A 673-nucleotide genomic window follows, 5' to 3' on the forward strand; every position below is an offset into this window, starting at 1 on the left:
GTTTTTCACTGCGGTATAGGACACGGCACGTCGGCTGCCATCATGGGATGTCAGGCGCAGGCAGGCCTCTTCCAAAATGGGTTTGTTGGCGTGTTTCCCCATCGACAACACGTTCCGACACGACTGGTAAGCCTGGGCCGGGATTGCTTTTGCTGCGATGAGCTCTTCGATGACTTTGCGTGTTGCCGGCCCAACTTTGCTGGCTTCGCGGTAGAAGTACTCACTCGTCCACAACCCGCGTGTGGTATCCATGCCTGAGGGAATGTGGTCGCAGTCAGTGACATAGGCCCCGCGTGTATGTGAAACCCGGTGGGTTGCAACGGTTTGACCTGCATCAAAGACTGTCAGTACCTGGCCGGTGATACGCACATCGACGGTGCGCCCAACGAGTTGATGCGGTACCGAGTAGCGCACCGTGGCAACAATGATGTGGAAATCTGGTGCGACTTTCGCGCGTTTCCATTCGGTGTGCTGCCATGGTGTTTGCGGCAGATCGGCAAGAAGATGCTGCTCATAGGTTTCAAACAGGTCCCGGCGGCTTGATTGCTGACTCCGAAACGGCGTGACATCGTTAATTGCATCGACAAGGCTGACAATCTTGCCATTGAGCTCGTCAAGATCAACGCACTGGTGACCATCGAGTGCATGGATGATCTTGTGTGTGACGATTTTG

Annotated in this window: 1 protein-coding gene; it reads right to left on the bottom strand. The window is 55.0% G+C overall.

Annotated elements, in window-relative coordinates; all coding sequences use genetic code 11:
* The coding region (locus tag HMPREF0308_RS13940) for a Mu transposase domain-containing protein (RefSeq protein ID WP_005532305.1) at positions 1–673 on the bottom strand (673 nt) is incomplete at both ends.

Source organism: Corynebacterium striatum ATCC 6940, assembly GCF_000159135.1.
Taxonomy (GTDB): Bacteria; Actinomycetota; Actinomycetes; order Mycobacteriales; family Mycobacteriaceae; genus Corynebacterium; species Corynebacterium striatum.